The 20,940-nt window shown below is 39.8% G+C and carries 16 protein-coding genes and 3 rRNA genes; 6 read left to right on the forward strand and 13 right to left on the reverse strand.

Translation table 11 applies throughout. The features are described 5' to 3' along the window. Window positions 1–10: 10 nt before the first annotated feature. Window positions 11–1,096, reverse strand: coding sequence for a glycosyltransferase (locus HC000_RS10245; RefSeq protein WP_179807588.1), 1,086 nt, complete (start codon window positions 1,094–1,096; stop codon window positions 11–13). Continuing rightward, window positions 1,096–2,166, reverse strand: coding sequence for a hypothetical protein (locus tag HC000_RS10250; protein WP_011328978.1), 1,071 nt, complete (start codon window positions 2,164–2,166; stop codon window positions 1,096–1,098). The genes HC000_RS10245 and HC000_RS10250 overlap by 1 nt, the downstream gene beginning before the upstream one ends. Before the next feature lie 210 nt (window positions 2,167–2,376). Here HC000_RS10250 and HC000_RS10255 point away from each other — a divergent pair, with 210 nt between their 5' ends. Beyond that, window positions 2,377–3,882: a capsule assembly Wzi family protein gene (locus HC000_RS10255; RefSeq protein WP_089368980.1), complete on the forward strand. Its 1,506-nt coding sequence runs from the start codon at window positions 2,377–2,379 to the stop codon at window positions 3,880–3,882. A gap of 103 nt (window positions 3,883–3,985) precedes the next feature. Here the strand turns inward: HC000_RS10255 and hldE are convergent, their stop codons facing one another. Beyond that, the gene (hldE, locus tag HC000_RS10260; RefSeq protein WP_179807589.1) at window positions 3,986–5,425 is read right to left on the reverse strand and encodes a bifunctional D-glycero-beta-D-manno-heptose-7-phosphate kinase/D-glycero-beta-D-manno-heptose 1-phosphate adenylyltransferase HldE; all 1,440 of its coding nucleotides are present in this window, start codon (window positions 5,423–5,425) and stop codon (window positions 3,986–3,988) included. Next, entirely contained in the window at window positions 5,425–6,015 is a 591-nt protein-coding gene (locus tag HC000_RS10265; protein WP_011328981.1) for an SIS domain-containing protein, read from the reverse strand. The genes hldE and HC000_RS10265 overlap by 1 nt, the downstream gene beginning before the upstream one ends. A gap of 238 nt (window positions 6,016–6,253) precedes the next feature. Here HC000_RS10265 and waaA point away from each other — a divergent pair, with 238 nt between their 5' ends. Next, window positions 6,254–7,537: a lipid IV(A) 3-deoxy-D-manno-octulosonic acid transferase gene (waaA, locus tag HC000_RS10270; protein WP_179807590.1), complete on the forward strand. Its 1,284-nt coding sequence runs from the start codon at window positions 6,254–6,256 to the stop codon at window positions 7,535–7,537. Then, window positions 7,534–8,082: a DUF1415 domain-containing protein gene (locus HC000_RS10275; RefSeq protein ID WP_179807591.1), complete on the forward strand. Its 549-nt coding sequence runs from the start codon at window positions 7,534–7,536 to the stop codon at window positions 8,080–8,082. Before waaA ends, HC000_RS10275 begins: the two co-directional genes overlap by 4 nt. Window positions 8,083–8,131: 49 nt before the next feature. On the opposite strand, the gene HC000_RS10280 is transcribed toward HC000_RS10275, so the two are convergent. The 4 genes from HC000_RS10280 to purL form a co-directional block, all read right to left on the reverse strand. Next, window positions 8,132–8,461: a YdbL family protein gene (locus HC000_RS10280; protein WP_179807592.1), complete on the reverse strand. Its 330-nt coding sequence runs from the start codon at window positions 8,459–8,461 to the stop codon at window positions 8,132–8,134. Between the two features lie 11 nt (window positions 8,462–8,472). Next, a complete protein-coding gene (locus HC000_RS10285; protein ID WP_011328985.1) occupies window positions 8,473–8,670 on the reverse strand; it encodes a YnbE family lipoprotein in 198 nt (65 codons plus the stop codon). A 2-nt stretch (window positions 8,671–8,672) separates the two neighbouring features. Then, window positions 8,673–11,138 (reverse strand): YdbH domain-containing protein, encoded by a 2,466-nt coding sequence (locus tag HC000_RS10290; protein WP_179807593.1) that lies wholly within the window; start codon window positions 11,136–11,138, stop codon window positions 8,673–8,675. Window positions 11,139–11,278: 140 nt separating this feature from the next. After that, window positions 11,279–15,169: a phosphoribosylformylglycinamidine synthase gene (purL, locus tag HC000_RS10295; protein ID WP_179807594.1), complete on the reverse strand. Its 3,891-nt coding sequence runs from the start codon at window positions 15,167–15,169 to the stop codon at window positions 11,279–11,281. 211 nt (window positions 15,170–15,380) lie between these two features. On the opposite strand from purL, the gene mltF reads away from it, so the two are divergent. Together mltF and HC000_RS10305 are read left to right on the forward strand one after the other, a co-directional pair. Then, on the forward strand, window positions 15,381–16,793 hold the full coding sequence (mltF, locus tag HC000_RS10300) for a membrane-bound lytic murein transglycosylase MltF (protein ID WP_011328988.1): 1,413 nt from the start codon (window positions 15,381–15,383) through the stop codon (window positions 16,791–16,793). Window positions 16,794–16,987: 194 nt separating this feature from the next. Then, window positions 16,988–17,155 carry a hypothetical protein gene (locus HC000_RS10305; RefSeq protein ID WP_167376939.1) on the forward strand — a complete coding sequence of 56 codons (168 nt, stop codon included), beginning with the start codon at window positions 16,988–16,990 and terminating at the stop codon, window positions 17,153–17,155. On the opposite strand, the gene tadA is transcribed toward HC000_RS10305, so the two are convergent. After that, window positions 17,152–17,658, reverse strand: a complete 507-nt coding sequence (gene tadA, locus HC000_RS10310) for a tRNA adenosine(34) deaminase TadA (protein ID WP_179807595.1) — start codon at window positions 17,656–17,658, stop codon at window positions 17,152–17,154. The two genes, HC000_RS10305 and tadA, sit on opposite strands and share 4 nt — an antisense overlap. Window positions 17,659–17,826: 168 nt before the next feature. Between tadA and HC000_RS10315 the strand changes: the two genes are divergently transcribed. Continuing rightward, a complete protein-coding gene (locus HC000_RS10315; RefSeq protein WP_179807596.1) occupies window positions 17,827–19,131 on the forward strand; it encodes an inosine/guanosine kinase in 1,305 nt (434 codons plus the stop codon). A gap of 22 nt (window positions 19,132–19,153) precedes the next feature. On the opposite strand, the gene glsB is transcribed toward HC000_RS10315, so the two are convergent. The 4 genes from glsB to rrf (HC000_RS10335) form a co-directional block, all read right to left on the reverse strand. Next, entirely contained in the window at window positions 19,154–20,077 is a 924-nt protein-coding gene (gene glsB / locus HC000_RS10320; RefSeq protein ID WP_011328992.1) for a glutaminase B, read from the reverse strand. 151 nt (window positions 20,078–20,228) lie between these two features. Then, window positions 20,229–20,343, reverse strand: a 5S ribosomal RNA gene (rrf, locus tag HC000_RS10325). Window positions 20,344–20,409: 66 nt separating this feature from the next. Next, window positions 20,410–20,524 (reverse strand): 5S ribosomal RNA (gene rrf, locus HC000_RS10330). A gap of 66 nt (window positions 20,525–20,590) precedes the next feature. After that, a 5S ribosomal RNA gene (rrf, locus tag HC000_RS10335) occupies window positions 20,591–20,705 on the reverse strand. Window positions 20,706–20,940: the final 235 nt, after the last annotated feature.

Raw genomic sequence — 20,940 nt, forward strand, 5'->3', positions numbered from 1 at the left:
ACTTTAGCTGCTAGTTAGCTAAAGCTAAGTACTTGGCAGCCACTTGCTCTGCGTTTACTTGTTGTAAAATAGCTGCATTTGTAACGTTTGGCTTATCTGCCAGCACTTGTTCAATTACACGTGCTAACTGCTCACTTTGCTGTATTGGCACTAAATACTTACTTAGCGCACCTGTTAGTATTTCGCTGGGGCCAAAAGTACAGTTAGTGCTCACCACTGGTGTACCGACTGCAAGTGCTTCTATTAATACCGTTGGCAAGCCTTCAAAATCTGAGCTTAATACTAGCGCTTTGGCATGTTTTATCCAATTATACGGATTTTGCTCAAACCCTGGCACAATCAGTTGCTCTGCAATTCCATATTGCTGTGCAAGTTTTAATACCTTTGTCGGTTTGTTACATAACAGTACTAGTTTGTACTTTTTATCTAACTTAGCAAACGCTGCGAATAAAATATCGTGACGTTTTTGCTTGGCTAATCGCCCAACATGAATAAGGTAAGGCACATTAGGAATGTTAGTGTTTAGCTCACTGGCTTGTTGATTGATTTTTTTTAAATCGAATGGGTTATAAATTGTAGTGATCGCACTTGGAGTAATTAAGTTACCTTGGGTAATTTCATTTTCAACCCCTTTGGATACACAAATGAGTGATTTACCATTTAAGTTTTGTTTACTTTTTTTAAGGTATAAATAAGAAAGAGGCCCTAATTTTTTTTGCCTTGTTAGCTCAGCATTTACTGAGTTATGCATAACAAAATGGACATTTTCTACATTACTACGCGCAAGCAGGTTATTACTACGATCTAAATTTGACAGTACTAAGTCAATGTACCCGACTTCACTTCTCTTTTTTTCAAACCACGACTCTAGTTTAGCGACACTTGCTTTGCGTAGCCAAAAACGGTCAACCTTCGACGCTCTATCCGTAAATAAGCTCTCAACTTGTAAGTTACTTGGGATATGGTATTCAACGCTATTAGCGAGTGATAAAATAGTCACATTGTGTTTAAGTGTCGCTATTTGCTCAGCCAAAGTAAGCATTACTTTTTCAGCACCACCGCCAACCAGTGAATCAATTACTATCACTATATTCATTATTTACTTCCAAATAATAATGCTTTTACACCTTGGTTAATTACATCAAAACTATGCACGTTTGCAAATAACGCGTAGTTACTGAGTATATTTTGATAATTAGGTTCAGTGATAATCTCATTTACTTTATTGGTTATGTCTAAAATATCGAGTTCGGCTTTTGTTACCACACCAGTAGTAACGCAGCGTGCAATACGGTTACTTTGATCTTTTGATATAGCGCAAGCAACTGTGGGAGTTTGTACCGCAATAGCTTGTAATAATGTATCGCCCGCACTCAATAGTGCTACTTTAGCTTGACTTAACAATGCCAAAAACTCACTACCCTGCTGACTTGGTATGCAAATTAATTCATCAGTTTGCGGTAACGGCTTGGTGTAATTGGGCCCAAAAACAACAACTCCCTTTAGCGAGGTACGTTGAGTGATGGCCAGTGCAGCTTGAAAATAAATATCAGCACAATTTTGACCGTTTAAAGTGTGTCCGCCTGAGCCTGCATTCACTATAAAATATTCATTTTTTGTTAAATCATAGTCGTTTAATGCTTGCTGCTTTTGTTGCTCAGAGGCAAACGCAGTATAGGGACCTACATTATGCGGAGATGCTAAAGCAAAGGTATTTAATTTAAGCTTTTCTAGCCATGTAAGTGGCTCGATGCAGTAATCTGGCTGTATTACCCAGTGCACGTCAATTAAACCAATACGATTAAGCTTTAATCCTTTGGCTCGTTTTTTCTCATGTTGCGAGATGAAAACAACTTTTGCGCCCACTTTTTTTGCCGCTTTCATATGCTCAGCACGACCAGCACAATCAAACACCACCACATCAGGCTTATATTGCTCAATAAATTGACAAACTGCTTTAGTTTCTTTGGTTGCCGACCTCTCTAAAAGTGTGGTTTCAAAAGGGCAACTTTTAGCATAAGCCGTATGTTTATTTAAAATAAAGTGGATATTTATATCCCCTGAGCATTCATTTTCTAGCGTTTGCGCTAGCAAAAGTGAACGCATATATTCACCAATACCCTCTGGTGATGATACAGGAATAAATAAAAGTCGTTTTTTGCTCATTACAATCTCAATTTCCGATTTGGCACTCAGTATATCAATCACATAGTTTTAGCGATAGATAGCGACCCTTTTTATCTTATTTTTAGCCTTACTGCGCCCATTTAGTTACTGCAATAAAGTGCTTTGATTGCTAAACTTAAGGTAATTTAAATCACAAGGATCTGAACTTTGCGAAACAAAATTTTTATATTGTCTTCACTTTTTTGCGCAATGAGCGCGCCGGTTAACGCAGAGCCATGGGTAAAACCAGATGATTATGGGTTAAGAGCTGATATTCAACTTTTAGCCGATGCTGGCGTTATTTTAGCCCCGGTAACCACTTACCCTCTAATGTGGAAGAGCTTTATAAGTGAAGTAGATAACACTCCCCTAGGCCAGTTATCGCCAAACTTGCAAGATGCTTTATTACGGGTAAAACATCGTTACAAGTCTGAAAATACGGGCTCTCATAGTGTACAACTGTCTGCTTTTGCAAGTTCAGATACTATTGTTGCCACCAGTTTTGGCGCAACTAATACCCAAGAGTCAGAAGCATCTGCTGCCTACGCCTATTTAGGCGACAGTTTTGCCGCTAAAGTAGCGGTTAATTATCGCAATGATGGCAAAAAGTGTTTTGTTACTGGGAAAACTGCAGACGATATAGTGCTAGATGAGCAAGCACTTACTGACTGTAATGACACCTCCTTTGATGGCAGTTATATAGCTTACCGTTTAGGTAACTGGATTTTTAGAGCCGGTGCCATAGAGCAGTTTTGGGGCCCGGGGGTTGATAATAGTTTAATAATGTCGGGCAACGCTAAACCATTGCCTGCAATGAGCGTGACTCGAGAGCAAAGCACTGCCTTTGAAACCCCTTGGCTAAGCTGGTTAGGCCAATGGGGATTTACCGCGCAAATGGCTCAGTTAGAATCTACTCGTGTAATTCCTGATGCTTTACTGTGGAGTACTCGCGTTAATTTCAGGCCATTACAGCAATTAGAAATTGCACTGAGCTGGTCAGCGCAATGGGCTGGCGATGGCCAACCTAGTTCAGCGAGTGACTTTATTGATATAGTGACAGGTGAAGCAGCTTGTATAGATGGCACTACTACTTGTGATGATGAATTAAAATCTAAGATTGGTAATCAACTTGCGGGTATAGATATTCGCTGGTCTGACACTTTATTTAGCCAACCGTACGCAATTTATGCAAGTACCATTGGTGAAGATGCCAGCTCAAAGTTTAAACCTGTCGACAGAGCCTATTTATTTGGTGTACAAACTACTCATCGTATTTATGATCAAAACGTATTAGTAAATGTAGAGTACATAGATACGGGCGTAACATGCTCTGCTGAATCAAGCAGTGAAAACTGCTATTACGAGCATTCAGATTACAAATCTGGTTACCGCTACCATGGCCGTACCATAGGTTCAACATTTGATAATGACGCGCAATCACTAGTACTAACTGTGCTAGGCCAGCTTTCAAATGGAGATGATTGGCAAGTTAAATTACGCGATGTTGATTACAACAATGATAACCGCGATCGTTACCCTAATAACCCTGATTTAGGCAATACCATTACTAAAACAGCTTATAACAGTAAACAGCTTGAAATACGTTACAGGCAACTTGCTATGGGTGGGCGCTTAACGCTAGGCGCTTTTGCATCAAATAACGATGCAGCAGAAAACGACACATCTGCATTTGCTAAATATGAATATAACTTTTAAATTCGGGATTTTTGGCTATCCTAAACTAGGATAATAAGTGCAAATAAAAAGGGATGAAAACACTGTTTTCATCCCTTTTTTAATTCATTAATAACCGTCGTAATTACTGCTTAATCTTACTAATCACTTTTGAAGTTGAGCAACCATCTAAAAACTCAAGCACCTCAACTTTTCCGCCGTGAAGTAGCACATGCTCAGCACCGGCTATTTGTTCAACCGTGTAGTCGCCGCCTTTAACTAAGATATCCGGGCTAATTTGCTCGATTAATTTAGCGGGTGTATCATTTTCATCTGCACTGCCAAATGGAATAACCCAATCAACAGAAGAAAGCGCACTTAATACCATAGCTCTTTCATCCAACGGATTAATTGGCCTATCAGCGCCTTTTAATCGTGATATAGACTCATCGTTATTTAGCCCCACCACTAATCTATCGCCACGCGCTTTTGCTTGTGCTAAATAGCGTACGTGCCCAGCGTGCAAGATATCAAAGCAGCCATTGGTAAATACAATTGTTTCGCCATTTTGTTTTGCAAACTCTATATGCTGCAGCACATCGTCAAACGGAGTTTGATAATGCTCACCAGTGGCATGTAAATATTGACCCAGCTTACGACTAAGTTCTTCTGGCGACACTGTGGCCGCACCTAATTTACTCACCGCAATGCCCGCTGCTAAGTTAGCAATTTCCACCGCATTTTTAGGTGTCATTCCCGCCCCTAGCATCACGGCTAGAGTTGCTATAACTGTATCGCCTGCGCCGGTTACATCACTGACTTCAAGCTCTTGCGCGGCAAAATCATATTTTTCAGTCGCACTAATTAACGACATTCCTTGCTCTGAACGCGTTAGCAACATTGCTTTTATGCCTGCGTCACTTATGAGCTTACGCGCACTTGTTGCCAAGCCCTCTTCTGAGTCTGTTTGCCCACCCGCTAATTTAAACTCATTTAAATTTGGTGTAATGTAGTCTGCACCTCTATATAAATGTAAATCGGACGACTTAGGATCAACGAGTACCGTTTTCCCTGCTTTTTTAGCTAGGCTTATCATGTTTTCAATCAGGCTCAATGAACCTTTATTGTAATCAGAAAACACTATAAAATCGTACTCATCAAGTACTAGCTCTAAACGGTTTAATAACAGCTGGCTGTGTTGCTCTGTAAACGTCTCTTCTAGATCTAGCCGTACAACTTGTTGATGACGGCTAATCACTCGCATTTTAGAAATTGTCGGTAAGTCGCATACACTTACTAACTGTGAATTTATTTTTTCACCTTCTAAAATGCCTTCTAGTATCTGTCCACCTTCATCTTCGCCTATTAAGCCAAGTAGGCCTACTTTACCATCTAATCGGGCTATATTTTTAGCCACGTTTGCTGCGCCACCGGCTTTGTCTTCTAATTTGCTTACTTTAACTACCGGCACCGGAGCTTCTGGGGAAATACGCCCTGAATCACCATACCAATAACGGTCAAGCATTACATCGCCAACCACCAAAATACGTGCGGCTGATAAGTTTTTTAATAGCGATAAATCCATTACTGCTGCTCCGCAACTACCATATCAATAGCTTCACATAACCAATGGCCAATAAACATGTGTGCTTCTTGAATTCGCGCTGTTTCATCGTTTTTAATAATAATAGGTAATTTGGCAATATTTTTAACTTCACCGCCATCACGCCCCGTTAATGCTACGGTAAAGGCCCCTATTTTATTCGCTGCTGCTAACGCTAGATTAATATTGGCGCTTGTACCTGATGTGGTTAACCCTATAACTAAATCTTCTGGTTTACATAAGGCTTGTACTTGGCGTTCAAACACAGTGTCAAAATGATAGTCGTTACTGTGCGCAGTTAAAATTGACGTATCGGTTGTAAGTGCCATAGATGCAAGTGGACCACGCTCTAATTTATAACGCACTACAAATTCTGCCGCTAAATGCTGTGCATCGGCCGCACTACCACCGTTACCAAGCCAAACAACCTTACCGCCTGCTTGTAATGCACTATGGCACACTTCTAACAATTGCATAGACTCTTGATGATAAGCCTCCATCGTTTCAAATAATGCTAAATGACGATTTAAACTCTCAAGGTAACTCGTTGCTACTGAATCGATAATTGACATGGTAAATTCCTCTAGGAATTGAAATGGCAGGAAAAATTAATTTCATTATTCCATAAATCTATACCCAAATCACCTCAATATACATATTACTGAAACAGGTATTTTGAGCTAACTTGAATAGCGTTATTATTATTTTATCGGGTAGCAGCTGAACACAAACCATATTTTATCTTTTCTGTGTTTAGAATTGATCATTTTCACGTTAAACTAAGACGACTTACCCTTATAAAAGCTTAGTATGGCACGCATTTTTTATTCACTCGCATTAATGATTATTAGCCCACTAATCGTATTTTATTTATATGTATTACGCGGTAAAAAAAACCCAGGTTATAGAGCGCACTTTAAACAGCGCTTTGGTTTTGTGGACAAGTCTTTATTTGCCAATAACAATAAGCCGCTGCTAGTGCATTGTGCATCTGTAGGTGAGGTACTCGCCGCTACCCCCCTGATCAAAGCAGTACAAAAAGCGCACCCTAAATTAAATATACTTATAACGTGCAACACCCCTACTGGTCGTGAGCAAATCATTACGCAGTTTAAAAACACGGTAGCGTGCTGCTATTTACCTATGGACTTTCCATTTGCAACCGCCCGATTTTTAAAACGAGTAAAGCCACAAGCCCTGTGTATTTTAGAGACCGAACTGTGGCCCAATCTTATGGCAAGTAGTCGCAACAGAAATATTCCGGTACTTGTTTTAAACGCTCGCTTGTCTGAAAAATCGCAACAGGGTTATCAAAAAGTAGCTAAGCTAACGCATATTATTATGCGCTCTATCACTGTATTGGCCAGCCATAATAAAACTGACGCCAAACGCTTTATAGAGCTTGGTCTTGAGCCACATAAAAGCAAAGTTACAGGTTCAATAAAATTTGATATTACACCCACCCAAGAGCAACTAACTAAGGTAACTGCACTCAAGCAGCTTTATAATTTAGAGCAGCGCTTTATATGGGTTGCAGGCTCCACTCACCCTATCGAGCATGAGCAGGTACTTAACGCCCACCAAAAACTATTAGAAAAACAACCCAATGCATTACTCATAATAGCGCCGCGCCATCCTGAGCAGTTTGATAAGGTTGCAGATTTACTAACGCAAAGTACACTGAGTTTTAGTCGCCGCAGTAATAATAATTATAATAACGAAAACGTCTTGTTATCAGATACACTTGGCGAGCTGCAATACTTATATGGCGCTGCTAATGTGAGTTTTATTGGCGGCAGTTTAATTCGTCGCGGTGGCCATAATCCTCTTGAATCAGCTGCATTTTCAGTGGGCGTTATCAGTGGTGCGCATACCTATAACTTTGATCATATTTACCCTGAGCTTATAAAACTCAAAGGCGCTATTGTGGTTGATAATGCTGATGAGCTAACACAACAACTTATAGCACTAAGTCAAAACAGCAAAGCATGTCAAACTTTAGGTAAAAAAGCAGCGCAGTGCGTGGCCAATAACCAAGGTGCTATACAAAAAACACTTAACATTATTAATCAATATTTAGAGCCAAAACCGTGACCAACATAGCCATTACTCAAACCCGCGAATGGGTTTCAAATGTTATTGTAAAATATAACTTTTGTCCCTTTGCCCGCAAAGAAGTAGAAAATAACTGTATTCATTATTTTGTAAGCCCTGCAAGCAGCATAGACGATGCAGTAATGGACATGCTTGAACAATGTATTGAGCTTGACCGAGAGGCTGCACGCGAAACCACACTTATTATGTTTGATAACGGCTTTAGCGACTTTGAAGACTTTTTAGACTTGGTTGACTTAGCCAACGCGCTGTTAGTAGCCCAAGGTTTTGAAGGTAAGTATCAAATTGCTAATTTTCATCCCGATTATGTATTTGCCGATAGCGATGCAAGCGATGCGGCAAACTATACTAATCGCTCCCCTTTTCCTACTTTGCATTTAATTCGCGAAGCAAGTATGAGTGCAGCACTTGAGAGTTATAACGAACCCGAATCTATACCTGAGCATAATATAAATTTAGCAAGGCGCAAGGGTATCGATTTTTGGCAACAGTTACTCGAAGGGTGTAAAAAACCGAGCGCCTAAACGATCGGTTATATATAGCAGTAAATAGTATATAACAGTAAATAACTCGTTATTTTTTAACCCAATTACCATTTACTTCAACAAAGTGACCTCTTTGGGTTTTTTCGATTGTTTTTGCTGCAGCTAAAGCTTCTACTTGCGCCAGTGACAAATTATTTTTTTGCGCTAATTTTAAATACTGTGCTTTACGCTTAGCATTAATGGTATCAACGACCGCTTTAGCTTCTGCATTTTGTACCACTAAGCCCAAATAGCCTGAGCTATCTTCGCCTACTAAACCTTGGTTTTTAGCATCATCTAAACTAATAGCCCATGCCGAAAAAGACATACATACAGCACTAACTAATGTAATTATGCTTAATTTTTTGTTAATTTTCATATCCTAGCTCCTTAAAATAACTCACTGTCGTCACTAAATAAATTATCGAGTTCTTTATCTACTTTTACACGAATTTCGTGATCAACCTTCACATTTAAATTAATTGTAATAGGCTCTTTAGCAGCTACCTCTACTCGGTGCGTACACGCACCAAGGGCACTTATTGCTGCAAATACAATAAGTACTTTTATGCTTAACGACTGTTTCATCATTAGTTTCCTTTTTGTGAGTATTGTTGCTCAACTTTTTGTGTAATTTCATCACTTAAGCGTAATGCGCGTAATAAAGTAAATATATTTTCTTCATGATTATAATTAAAATTAACTTGCTGCTCTGCTTGCTTATTATAACCTTGCAAATTTACGCCAAGCTTTAACCAACCATCACTTTTAAGTGCCACACTGCTATTAAGCTTTTGTATATCAAGATTTTTAAGTAACCCCAATACAGGCTGTAACTCTTGCTGCTGCATAACTGAATCAAATGCGGCGTTATTCGTAATCATTAACTTACCCGTTCCTTGATTACTTAAACTGCCATTTACTACCTCAATCCCCGTGCTATTAAAGTGCACTGGCAAAGTGCCAGCAAAGCGCCCTGAAAGCGTAATCCCCGACTGCTCATCAAGTGTAATAAGTTTACTGGCATCAATGTTTTTAAAGTTAACATTAGCAACTTGCTGCAAGTCATTAAGCGAGTATTTATCAAGGCTAAACTCACCATCAAATAACTCTCCCGCAATATCAAACATACGCGCATTATTGTTTTTAACCTGCCAGTTACCTTTAATGTTTTTAATAACAACACCAGCCCTTAGCTCATTTAAATTAAAGGTAGTGGGTTTTACATTAAGCTGCCCTGAATTATACTCTCCTACAAATTGGCTACTTAAATCGCTAGCAAGGTAATCGTTATAAAGCGCACTTGCGTTGTTTAACTCCATTGCAAACGAGGCGTGTTGTAAATTTACATCCCCGCTGATTCGGCCATTAAACGTTCCCTGTGTAAGCTGCGCTAACGGCTCAAACTGATGAATAAAGGTATTTAATAGCACTATATTTTGTGTGGGTACTACTATTTCAAATGGATGTTCCACTGCCGATATATGATGGTTTACTGCTAATTCAATATCGTTTACAAATACGTGATGCGATGCTTTAAGGGCGCGACTTTGCAATCCTGTAGATGCAACTTTTATATTATTGAGTTTTATAACAGGGCTATTAAATTTATTTATTACAGTATTAGCGCTAAGGTCTGCAAATAATTCACCATGAGTTAAATTTGCTTTAGCAGTTATGGTATTACTTATATCTGTTAATTTAAATTCGTTATATTTTAACGTTTTAAATAGGGTTTTTAGTGTTATTTGTGCGTTTAAAGCATCATCTAGCTGTGCCGTTAAGCGACCTTCGTATTGCTCTACACTCAGTTGTGCAAAATCAACCTTTGCGGCTGTTAATCTACTTGTAGCATTACCACTTGGTTTTCCATCGACTATATTTATTAAATTAAATTGCCCTGAGGCGTTAACTTTATTAGCGCTAATTTTATTACTACTAGTACTGGCAATAAAATCGGGAAGTGAATTAAGCGCAACAGTATAATTACCTTTAAGTGTGTTATTTTTAAATTCTGCATTAAGCTCAATGTTGTTAATGTCTGGCGTACTTATACTAACCGCTAACATGCTTTTAAAATCCGCCCAAAGGTTGGTAAAATTAAGCTCTGACTCCATTAGAGTTATTTCAAATTGATTATCTCCTTCACTCATTATATTTAGCATTGGCAAAGTAAGGTGGTTATTAGTAATACTAATCACTTTAGGAAGTTTAATCTGCCAATTTAAAGGGGTTTGGTCAGCTATAAAATCAGCATAATCACTCGGCGGAACGAGTGAGCTACACGTAGGCGTTAAATTTAATTTATTGTTTAACAAACTCGAATCTAGCTCAACTAATTTACTATTTAAATTAAAACCAATAATTAACCTACCATTAGCCAATGCTTCAAGCCGGCACTGCTCCATAGCATATTCAAACTGTGCGTTTACATCGCCATTTAACTGCAGTTCAATACCATCAAAGCTAAATACTTGCTGAGTACTAAAGCTAATACCTGCAACGGCTGTATTTTCGGTATTTATAAGCTGCTTTAACAGAGAGTCATCAACAGAAAACTGCCCTGTTAGTTTATTATTAGCTAAAATTGCTTTAGCGTTTATATCGCCTGTTATATTAAATTGATTTAAAATCGGCTCTGCTAAATTTATTTTTAGTGGCTTGTTAAAGTCATTACTCTTTATTACCAGCTGTTTTATAGCAATTAATGGACGTTTTTCTGGCAGCGCGAGAGCAAGCTTTTTTGCCGCGGAGCTACTTTGATTACTTTTGGGAAGTGGATTTATACTTAATACTGCATGCTCAACAATCACTTGCTTTGTATTTACAGTAATATCGATTAGCTCTAATTGTTGATTTTGATAAGTTAAGCATACTTTGTCGGCATGAACATTTAATTGAGCTGTAACCGAAAAATTTAAGCAACTGAGTGTAATACCCGCTTTTTCTAATTGCGGTGTTATAGCCCACTGGACTAATGGCAAACGAAATATATAACCAAGCAAAATTATGCTTAGTAATAAACTGCTAATAATTAAACTCACACGCTTAAACATATTATCCTTAATATTAGTGCTAGGTTCTAGGTTCTAGGTTCTAGGTTCTAGGTTCTAGGTAATCATAAACAAAAAAGGCTGCACAAGGCAGCCTTTTATTATACTCAACTTAAATGAACCTAAATTGAGCAGTAAGGTTATTAACCTACATTTTTACGCGCGTTGCGGAACATACGCATCCACGGGCTATCCTCGATCCACTCATCTGGGTGCCAAGAGTTAGCAACAGCACGGAATACGCGCTCAGGATGCGGCATCATTACAGTTGCACGCCCATCGGTAGAGGTAATACCTGTAATCCCTTCTGGCGAGCCATTTGGATTTGCTGGGTATTGCGTTGTAGGATTACCGTAGTTATCTACAAACTTAACCGCTACAGTACCCGAGTCTAATGCTGCTTTAACTGCGTTATCGTTTGCAAATTCAGCATGACCTTCACCGTGCGATACTGCAATTGGCATACGCGAACCAGCCATACCATTAAAGAATACCGATGGATTTTCTTGTATTTCTACTAAGCTAAAACGTGCTTCAAAACGCTCTGACTTATTAGTTACAAAACGTGGCCAATGCTCAGTACCTGGGATCAACTCTTTTAAAGTAGATAACATTTGGCAACCGTTACACACACCTAAACTAAAGGTATCTTCACGGTGGAAAAAGCTTTGGAACTGTTCACGCGCCATGTCGTTAAACAATATCGACTTAGCCCAACCTTCGCCTGCACCTAATACGTCACCGTAAGAGAACCCACCACACGCCACTAAGCCTTTAAACTGCTCAAGCGATAAACGCCCTTCTAGAATATCGCTCATGTGTACATCAATGGCAGCAAAACCAGCACGATTAAATGCGGCAGCCATTTCTAGATGAGAGTTAACTCCTTGCTCACGTAAAATAGCCATTGGTGGTTTAGCGCCTGTTGCAATATACGGTGCTGCTATATCTTCGTTTAAGTCAAAGTTTAACTTAACGTTTAAGCCAGGATCTTTAACATCAAATTTAGCATCAAATTCTTGCTTAGCACACTCAGGGTTATCGCGACGCGCCTGCATTTGGTACGTTGTTTCTGCCCACATAGTACGCAGCTCTGTACGTGTGTTACTCAGTACGGTATTTTTACCGCGGTTAAATACAATCGCATCGTCGCTATTAAGCGTACCTATAATATGGCTAATTGTCGCTAAACCATGATCTTTAAGTACCGCATTAACTGCATCTAAATCACTATTAGCCACTTGAATAACAGCGCCAAGCTCTTCGTTGTAAAGCGCTTCAATGTCGTTGCCTGTTAAGCCATTAATATCAACAGTTACACCTGTGTGGCCAGCAAATGCCATTTCGGCAACTGTGGTAAATAAACCACCGTCTGAACGGTCATGATAAGCAAGTAACTTACTATCAGCTACCAATACTTGCATGGCGTTATAAAAGCCTTTTAATAACTCTGGGCTATCAACATCAGGCGTTATATCACCTAATTGCTTATAAACCTGCGCTAAGCTTGATGCGCCCATGCGGTTTTTTCCCGCACCTAAGTCAACTAAAATAAGTGATGTTTCGCCTTTGTCGGTACGTAGCTGCGGTGTCACTGTTTTACGTACATCGTCAACACGGCCAAAGGCAGTGATAATTAACGATAGCGGTGATGTTACTGATCTCTCTTGTGAATCACCTTCATCTTTCCATGTCGTTTTCATCGACATAGAATCTTTACCTACTGGAATTGTTAAACCAAGCGCTGGGCAAAGTTCTTCACCTATGGCTTTTACTGCTTCATATAAACCAGCATCTTCACCAGGGTGACCCGCTGCTGCCATCCAGTTAGCCGAAAGCTTAATATTTTCAAGGCTACCAATATTTGCACAGGCAATATTTGTTAACGACTCTGCCACAGCTAAACGCGCCGATGCAGCGTAATTTAATAGCGCTGCAGGAGTGCGCTCGCCCAACGACATAGCTTCACCATGGTAAGTGTCGTATGTAGCAGCAGTTACAGCACAGTTAGCCACAGGCACTTGCCAAGGGCCAACCATTTGGTCGCGCGCTACTAAGCCTGTTACCGAGCGATCGCCAATTGTAATAAGGAAGGTTTTTTCTGCAATGGTTGGTAAGCGCAATAAACGCTGCGCCGCATCTGCTACATTAATATTTGTAACATCAAGTGCTTTACCTACAACCTGCTTTGAGGTTACATCGCGATGCATTTTAGGTGCTTTACCTAATAATACGTCTAGTGGTAAATCAACAGGGTTATTATCAAAGTGGCTATCGGCAACCGTTAGGTGTGGCTCAGCAGTCGCTTCGCCTATTACCGCGTACTGTGCTCGTTCGCGCTTACAAATAGCTTCAAAACGGTCAAAATTTTCAACACCTACGGCAAGTACATAACGCTCTTGCGATTCGTTACACCAAATTTCGTGTGGTGCCATACCTGGCTCATCATTTGGAATATCGCGTAGTTGAAACTTACCACCACGGCCACCGTCATTTACTAGTTCAGGAAATGCGTTTGATAAACCACCGGCGCCCACATCGTGAATAAACGCAATTGGGTTTTCATCACCTAGCTGCCAACATTTGTCGATAACTTCTTGGCAACGACGTTCCATTTCTGGGTTTTCGCGTTGTACTGAAGCAAAATCTAAATCTTCATTTGATTGCCCAGACGCCATGCTTGATGCTGCACCGCCGCCTAAGCCTATGTTCATTGCTGGGCCACCTAAAGCAATGAGCTTAGCACCAACAGGAATTTCACCTTTTTGTACATGGTCTGTGCGAATATTACCTAAACCACCGGCAAGCATAATTGGTTTGTGGTAACCACGTACCTCAAGGCCATTATGGCTTGTCACTTGCTCTTCATAGGTACGAAAGTAACCTAACAAATTAGGACGGCCAAACTCATTATTAAATGCAGCGCCGCCAAGCGGCCCTTCAGTCATAATATCCAAAGCGGTGACAATACGCCCTGGCTTACCAAAATCACTTTCCCACGGTTGCTCGTAACCAGGAATACGTAAGTTAGAAACAGTAAATCCAACTAAACCAGCTTTAGGTTTAGAACCACGGCCAGTAGCACCTTCATCACGTATTTCACCACCTGAGCCTGTAGCAGCACCTGAAAATGGCGCTATGGCGGTTGGGTGATTATGTGTTTCAACTTTCATTAGTATTTCGATGTCTTCTTGATGATACGCATATTCACCTTGCGCATTGGGGAAGAAGCGCCCCGCTTTTGAGCCTTTCATTACCGCGGCATTGTCTTTATATGCCGACAATACATTTTCAGGGTTTTTCTCAAAAGTATTTTTAATCATCTTGAACAGCGACTTTGGCTGCTCTTCACCATCGATTGTCCAGTCTGCATTAAATATTTTATGACGACAATGCTCTGAGTTTGCTTGGGCAAACATAAACAATTCGATATCGTTAGGATTACGGCCTAACTTTATAAAGTTTTCTACTAGGTAATCTATTTCGTCATCTGCAAGGGCAAAACCTTGTTCAACGTTAGCAATTGCAAGCGCTTCTCGCCCACCACTTAAAATGTCTACAGATGACATTTGACGCGGTGCATCACTGCGAAATAGTTTCGCAGCATCCTCAAACTGGCTATGGGTTGCTTCGGTCATACGGTCATGTAATAACGCCGTTACTTGTAAAAGTTGCTCTGCGTTTAGCTCACCTTCAACATAATAAGCAATACCGCGTTCAACACGATGAACCTGCTTTAAGCCACAGTTATGGGCTATGTCGGTTGCTTTAGAAGCCCAAGGCGAAATAGTGCCAGGGCGAGGTGTTACTAATACAAGTTTACCTGCTGGGGTATGCTCAGCAATAGTTGGACCGTAGGTTAATAGTTTTTCAAGCTTGGTTTGCTCAGCGCTACTCAATGGCGATGTTAAGTCGGCAAAGTGCGCATATTCAGCATATACGTTGGTGACAGGAAGTTGCGATTGTTGGCAACGCGCTAAAATTTTATTAACTCTGAACTCTGAAAGTGCTGGTGCACCACGAAGGATCAACATAGATAATTTCATCCGGGGTTAGGGATTGAACGATATTTTAGGGCAACATTATAGTCTAAGTAGCACTTAGATTTAACTCATAATTTCGCTTTTCATAAAATTAACTTTTTTTCTTTATTTACAGCCACTCGAAACGAATAAAACTAAACGCTAAGTGACGTAATGGCTAAGTTTTGTTATAACGGGGATTAGGGCGTTAAAGAGGCAAACAATGTTGAAAGAAAAACTAATCATAATTATTACTTTAGTTATGCTGTTGTGTGCATGCGATATACAAGAGCAGTCGACTCAACTTGCCCAAATAAAAGCGCAAAACAAAATTAGAGTGGGTACATTAGCCAGTGCCAGTAACTATTATCAGGCAGTACAAGGTGAGCAAGGCTTTGAATACGAGCTTTCTCAGGCCTTTGCAGACTATTTAGGTGTAGAGCTTGAAATAGTCCCATTTTTTAATTTATCAGACATGTTTGCACGCCTGCAAAGCGGTGATCTTGATTTAATTGCCTCAGGCCTTACCTATAATAAAACACGTGCACAACAATATCGTTTTGGCCCTACCTACCGAACCATTAGTCAAAAACTAGTGTATAAACAAGGTATAGAGCGACCACGCGACTATGATGATTTAACTGGTAATCTCATGGTTATAGCTAAAAGTAGTCACTCACTTACTTTACAAAAAGTAAAAAAAAGCAATCCAGAACTTAACTGGAGCGAAACCGAAGAATTTGACGAAGAAGAGTTACTACAAGCCGTTATTGATGGCGAAATAGATTACACTTTAGCCGACACCCATACGTTATCGTTATTTCGTCGTTATCACCCTAATTTAAGTATTGGTTTTTCAATTACGCATAACGACCCGATCGCGTGGATGCTGCGTAAATCAAATGACGATTCGCTTTATGCTTTATTAGTCCCTTTTTTTGGTGAAGCAAAACAAAATAATCAACTTTATGTACTTGAAGAAAAATACTTTGGTCACGTTCGTCAATTTAACTACGTAAATACACTTGCCTATATTGAAGCAATAAAAGAAACACTGCCTAAATACCAACCATGGTTTGAACAATATGCAGGAACACTTGATTGGCGTTTACTCGCAGCATTAAGCTATCAGGAATCTATGTGGAACCCGCGAGCAAAATCACCAACTGGGGTGCGAGGAATTATGATGCTAACCCGTAATACTGCTAAGCAAGTTGGGGTTACTAATAGGTTAGAGCCAGAGCAAAATATTCGCGGTGGCGCAAAATACTTAAGTAAACTAATTAAACGTATCCCTGATCGTATTCCACAACCAGACAGAACCTGGCTCGCACTTGCTGCGTATAATGTAGGCTGGGGACATGTAAACGACGCACGAATTATTACTAAACAACAAGGCGCAAGCCCTGATAAGTGGGCCGATGTTAAAAAGCGCTTACCATTACTAATTAAAAAACGTTACTACCGAAAAACGCGTTATGGCTATTCTCGTGGTGATGTTGCGGTGAGCTATGTTGATAATATTCGCCGTTATTACGATGCCCTAGTTTGGCTTGATGAAAATAACGCAATAGAAGAAAAACCAGAAGCACCTGTAGTTGCCCCTAAAATTGGGGATGAGGTTGAAGCAAAATAGTAAACTGACAAACGATAATAATAACAACTAATTCATTACTCTAATAAATACGCCCTGGGTAATTAAAAAACTGTTTACTTGTCATCAAATGTTCAATAATGTGTGTTAATTATATATTCACATTAATTAATGATAAACATCTGAGTAATTTGGATATAATTTGTGCATTTCTCATTATTGCATTAGGAGAAAACATGCTAAAACGTAAACGCACGCAAAGATTCAAACGAAAAACAATTAACTCAACAGCAACTCGACGCCGCGTTATGCTGCGTAATTTACATAAAAAAATAATTTGGCGCCGCCGCATGTTTGCAATGCAAAAAATGGCAGAGCTAGATGCTTTAATGGCAGCAAGTTAAAGTTCATTGCTATTACGAGCAGCCTTTTTGGCTGCCTTAATTTGCGCTCTTCTGCGCTTAAAAAAGTCAGATATAATAGTAGCGCACTGCCCCTCTAGTACACCACCTAATACCTCCACCTGATGATTTAGCTTAGGCTCTTGCAACAAATTCATAATCGAGCCAGCAGATCCTGTTTTAGCATCGGCAGCACCAAACACTAAACGCTTAATTCTACTGTGCACTAATAACCCCGCGCACATAGAGCATGGCTCTAAGGTCACATAAAGCGTGCAATCAATTAAACGATAATTATTAAGTGCTTTACCGCCTTTACGTACAGCTATCATTTCAGCATGAGCTGATGGGTCATTATCAGTAATAGAACGGTTATACCCTGCAGCAACAAGCTGATTGTCTTTAACAAGAATGGCACCAACAGGGATCTCATCTAGTTGTTCTGCTTGCTTTGCGTACGTTAACGCTTGTTGCATCCAATAGTTGTCATCAAATCGTTCGTTCATTGAAGCTACTTTAATTATTTTTTATGCATGGATTATATCAAGTTAGCTAATTAAAGTGCGTAATTACGGCATTTATTGCAAAATTAAAACGGTTTATCGTGGCTCCTAAGGGGGGATTCGCGCTATAATCTCACGCTTTTTTTATTTAGCTCACAATACGGGTAGCAAATGAAATTTCCTGGACGTCGCAGGCATAAACATTATTTTCCAGTGGAAGCCAAAGATCCACTAACTAATCAACTTAACGCCACAGAAAGATTACACCGTAGCTATATTACCGGAATCGATCAGATTGTTGTCGATATCGAAGCCAAGGTCGATCAAGCTTTCCTTGATGAATTTAAGCTGCAACGAGGCATGTCACAAGTTATAGATAGTGACGTCACCAACGCCTTATATGAGCGTTTAAAGTTACATGAAATGGTTGACTACGAGTATGCTGGCGGAACCGTTGGTAATACTATGCACAACTATTCAGTACTTGCTGATGACAGATCTGTGCTATTGGGCGTAATGAGTGAAAACATAAATATAGGCAGTTATGCTTATCGCTTTTTATGTAATACCTCAAGCCGCGTAGATTTAGATTACTTACAGCCAGTAGATGGACCAATTGGTCGCTGCTTTACACTTATTGATGAAACTGGTGAGCGCACCTTTGCTATCAGTGCAGGGTTAATGAACCACTTACGCCCTGAATCAATCGATAAAAGCCTTATTGAAAATTCATCTGCGTTGGTGATCAGTGCTTATTTAATGCGCACTCAAGGTGCAGAAACCATGACAGAAGCCACTATACAAGCGGTTAAATACGCTAATGATGCTGGTGTGCCAGTGGTACTTACACTTGGAACTAAATTCTTAATTGAACAAGATCCAAGCTGGTGGGCTAACTTTGTTGAAAAACATGTTGATATTCTTGCAATGAACGAAGAGGAAGGCTTGGCAATTACTGGTTTTGAAGATCCCCTTCTAGCTGCTGATAAAGCGCTTGATTGGGTCGACTTGGTAATTTGTACTGCTGGCGAAAAAGGCTTATTCATGGCAGGTTACGTTGACGAGCAATTAAAACGCGAAACTGAGTACACATTATTACCTGGTGCAATCCCAGATTTTAATCGTTATGAGTTTTCACGTGCTATGCGCAAAGCTGACTGCGATGATCCAATTAGAGCCTATAGCCACACAGCCCCATTTATGGGTGGCCCTGATTCAATCAAAAACACCAATGGTGCTGGTGATTGTGCATTAGCAGCTGTTTTACATGATTTATCTGCCAATGTTTATCATAAAATAAACGTCAGTAACTCAGCAAAACACCAGCAAAAAGCAATTACCTATTCGTCATTGTCACAAATAAGTAAATACGCTAATAGAGCAAGCTTTGAAGTATTAGTGCAGCACTCTCCTCGCTTATCTCGTGGTTTACCAGAGCGCGAAGATTGCCTCGAACTAGTCTACTGGGATAAATAATATTTTAAGGAGCTATAACTCCTTAAAATATTGAAATATCGAGTTTTTTAGATAGCAGCTCTAATGCTGCTATCCCCGCCACCGAGTTGCCAAAAGAGTTTAACCCTGGTGACCATACCGCAACCGTAAATTTATTAGGCAATACAGCTAAAACCGTACCAGACACCCCAGATTTCCCCGGCATACCTACCCTATAACCAAAATCACCTGCTGCATCATATAAACCACTGGTAAAGAGTAAAGAGTTAAGCTGCTTAGTTTGACGGCTCGGTAACACCCGTTTACCTGAGGTATTATCAATCCCATTATTAGCTAAAAAGTTATACGCTTTTGCCAGCTCAATACAATTTAGTTCAATTGCACAAAAGTTAAAGTAAGCCCAAAGCACGTCATCTACTTCGTTTTCAAAGTTACCAAATGACTTCATTAAATGCCCCATAGCCGCATTTCTATGCCTAAACTCATATTCTGAGTTTGCTACTTTTTTATCTATTGCTATACACCTATTCCCCGATAAAGCCCGAAATGTTTCAAGCATAGTATGCATCGGAGCCGATAAGCGACTATATAAAGCATCGCAGGTTACAATCGCACCTGCATTAATAAATGGGTTACGAGGTATGCCTTTTTCAAATTCCAACTGAGTAAGCGAATTAAATGCAGTTCCTGATGGCTCTTTTCCCACGCGATGCCATAGTTCATCACCATAACGTTGTAATGCTAGCGTTAATGTCATTACTTTTGATACAGATTGAATAGTGAATTGTTGCGTACAATCACCCGCGCAAAATGTTTCGCCTGAGGTGGTGTAAATAGCAATAGAAAACTGCTCGGGATCAACCTCTGCCAACGCCGGAATATAATCGGCCACTTTACCTTGTGATAATAAAGGAGCTACCTCTTGGGTTATGTCATTCAATACTTGTTGATAATCAGTAGTAGGCAATAGAAACCTCAATTACACGGTTATATAAAGCAGAATTTTAGCATGCAAGCATTAAGTACGCTTTCACTTTTTAAATAGCTTGTGCTTACTTTATAAATTCTAAAAAGCAAAAAACCCGTTACATTGCTGTAACGGGTTTCTTTAATTTAAATCCTGGCAATGTCCTACTTTCACATAGCAAATGCTACACTATCATCGGCGCTGTTTCGTTTCACTACTGAGTTCGGCATGGGGTCAGGTGGGTCCAAAACGCTATTGTTACCAAGAAAATTCGTTTCAATTTTCTTATTTTTATAATTTATTCAATTTAAAGTCTCTCGACTAAATTTGGAGCCTGGCAATGTCCTACTTTCACATAGCAAATGCTACACTATCATCGGCGCTGTTTCGTTTCACTACTGAGTTCGGCATGGAGTCAGGTGGGTCCAAAACGCTATTGTTACCAAGAAAATTCGTTTCAATTTTCTTATTTTTATAATTTATTCAATTTAAAGTCTCTCGACTAAATTTGGAGCCTGGCAATGTCCTACTTTCACATAGCAAATGCTACACTATCATCGGCGCTGTTTCGTTTCACTACTGAGTTCGGCATGGAGTCAGGTGGGTCCAAAACGCTATTGTTACCAAGCAAATATGGTGCAAAGAATTAATGACAAGCACGTAGTGCTACCATTTTCTTTGCGCAAGGTGCCTCAACCTTAACGCTACGCGCTAAGAGTCACCTCTAAAATTTGGAAAATATCTGATAATATTTTTTAAGTCTTTGCGTAAATATCTACTTTAGCAATATTAACTTCTTGCTTGAACTGTCACATAAAACGCGTTTGGCGTTGTATGGTTAAGCCTCACGGGTAATTAGTACA

Source organism: Pseudoalteromonas sp. MIP2626, assembly GCF_013414205.1.
GTDB lineage: Bacteria > Pseudomonadota > Gammaproteobacteria > Enterobacterales > Alteromonadaceae > Pseudoalteromonas > Pseudoalteromonas nigrifaciens.